The following is a 2,536-nucleotide window of genomic DNA, read 5'->3' as shown; positions in this document are numbered from 1 at the left end:
TCGTCCGAAAAAACAAGTTTTGATGCATTCATTAAAATATGAACGCTAATTGAAGACAAATATGATGGTATTACCACCAAAAGTGGGGAAGAACCGGAAAATGACCATGGTATTTCGGACGAAACTGACCAGTTGTCGCCGTTAGTTTGGGAGCTGTAGCTGTAACCATATTTTTGGGGAAGAATAACCCTAAGATTATGGCCAACACGACGATCAGCATGAACAAAATAAGACAGATACTGAGACTTCATGATCATGGACGTAGCAAACAGGCTATCGCCATACAGGCGGGCGTATCGCGCAATACCGTAAAGAAGTACCTTAAGTTCTTTCAGCAGAGCGGGTTTACCTTTAAAGAAGTGAACACACTAGGAGATAAAGAGCTGGAAGACCTGTTCGGCAAGAGCAACGAACGCAAGCCCGACAAACGCCTTCAAGCTCTGCAGCGCTGCCTTCCCCATATTGACAAAGAGCTCAAACGCCCCGGGGTCACCCGAAAACTGCTGTGGGAAGCCTACATGAAAGAATTTCCCGAAGGGCTACAGTATACCCAATTTTGCTTTTATTATAATCAATGGAAAGCTATTGTAAACCCCGTTATGCATCTGGACCATAAAGCCGGAGATAAGGTTTATATTGACTTTGCCGGGAAAAAGCTACAGGTCGTTGATGCCTCCAGCGGAGAGATCCAGGACGTGGAAGTATTCGTCGCCATTCTTGGAGCCAGCCAGCTCACCTATGTCGAAGCAGTCCGGGATCAGAGCAAAGAAAGCCTGATATGCGCCTGTGAAAATGCCCTCCATTACTTTGGAGGTGTTCCTGCCGCTATCGTGCCGGATAACCTGAAAGCAGCGGTCACCCGTAGCAATCGTTATGAACCCACATTGAACGAGACTTTTTCGGACTTTGCTGACCATTATCAGACCAGCGTGCTACCGGCCAGGGCCAATCGTCCCCGTGACAAGGCACTGGTGGAAGGAGCCGTAAAGATCATATACAACAGGATCTACGCCCCATTGCGCAAGAACACCTATCATACATTGCAGGAGCTCAATGCCGCAATCCGCTATCAATTGGAACTCCATAACAATTACCTGCTCAAAGGGCGCAGTTATAGCCGTCGGACGCAGTTTGAAGAGATTGAACGCGCTTCTCTGGGCGGACTTCCCATATCACGTTACGAGTTCAAAAAACTCCACTATGCTACCGTGGCCAAAACCGGGCATATCTGTCTTGGTGAAGACCGCCATTAGCGTGCCATATCGTTTTATTGGTAAAAAGGTGAAAATGCTCTATTCACACACCCGGCTTGAGGTATTCTATCATTATGAGCGTATTGCCATACATATCAGGGATAAGGCCGCTTATGGATATACAACCGACAAGACACATCTAGTCTCTTCCCACCGCTTTGTGAGCGAATGGACACCGGAACGCTTCTTGGAATGGGCGGAGTCCATAGGTGATGATGTGAAAATGTACATTCAGGGAATATTGGAACGTAAACAGCATCCAGAACAGGCCTATCGGTCGTGTTCCGGTATACTAAGCTTTCAAAAAAAAGTTGGCAGCGAACGTCTGGCAAAAGCATGTGGTCGGGCACTGAGTTACGGTATCTATAGCTATAAGACCGTGCAGACGATCCTTGCCAACAGGATGGACGAATACCAGGACAGCCCCTTTGCGGATGAACTGCCAATGCCGGAACACGGCAATATCAGAGGAGAGGAATATTATAAATAATAACATAAACAGTAATCGGAATGAATACCAACACACTTGAAAAATTACGGAAACTAAAGTTCCATGGCATGTACCATGCCTTCAAAAATTGTCTGGAAAGCGGGCGCTACGATCAGTATACAGGAGATGAACTGCTCGCTCAGCTTGTCGATGCAGAATGGGATGACCGGCACAACAGGCGTATAGCAAGACAGATCTTTTATGCCAAGTTCCGCTACAAGGCGGCTGTTGAAGATGTCAATTATGAAGCCTCGCGCAATATTGACCGAAATCTGATGAACAGGCTGGCAGACTGTACCTTTGTCCAGCGGAACGAAAACCTGCTGATCACAGGAAGCACCGGCATTGGCAAGAGCTATATAGCAACCGCGCTGGGCTATCAGGCATCGGGTATTATATGCGAGTACCCCAAAACTCTTTGCCAGACTTAAAATGGCTAAGGCAGATGGAACTTATATCAAGGAAATTGCAAAACTTGAACGGCAGCAGCTGCTTATATTGGATGACTTCGCCATACAGCCCTTCGATGCGCAAAGCAGGGCTGCCTTGATGGAAATTATTGAGGACAGACATGGTAAAACCTCTCTGATCATCACTTCTCAGCTACCGGTTAGCGCCTGGTATGACGTGATAGGTGATAAAACCATTGCCGACGCGATATTGGATCGTATAGTTCATGATGCGCATAGAATGGAAATGAATGGCTATGACAACAATATGGATATGTAAAGTCCATTGAAAGGTACATTGATTCACAGAGCATTGCGTTACGGCTTTACATTTGGACTTTACA

At 46.5% G+C, this 2,536-nt stretch carries 2 protein-coding genes and 1 pseudogene; all 3 read left to right on the top strand.

The window, feature by feature from the left end:
* The first annotated feature begins 197 nt into the window (after positions 1-197).
* On the top strand, positions 198-1,253 hold the full coding sequence (gene istA / locus L1283_RS28365) for an IS21 family transposase (RefSeq protein WP_286850771.1): 1,056 nt from the start codon (positions 198-200) through the stop codon (positions 1,251-1,253).
* The gene (locus tag L1283_RS28360; protein WP_286850784.1) at positions 1,201-1,743 is read left to right on the top strand and encodes a hypothetical protein; all 543 of its coding nucleotides are present in this window, start codon (positions 1,201-1,203) and stop codon (positions 1,741-1,743) included. Before istA ends, L1283_RS28360 begins: the two co-directional genes overlap by 53 nt.
* Positions 1,744-1,763: 20 nt before the next feature.
* Positions 1,764-2,472 (top strand): annotated as a pseudogene (gene istB, locus L1283_RS28355) (IS21-like element helper ATPase IstB).
* Positions 2,473-2,536: the final 64 nt, after the last annotated feature.

The sequence above is a fragment of the Sphingobacterium sp. HSC-15S19 genome, from assembly GCF_050433745.1.
In the GTDB taxonomy this organism is placed as follows: Bacteria; Bacteroidota; Bacteroidia; order Sphingobacteriales; family Sphingobacteriaceae; genus Sphingobacterium; species Sphingobacterium siyangense.
This window is presented reverse-complemented; position numbering and strand designations above follow the sequence as displayed.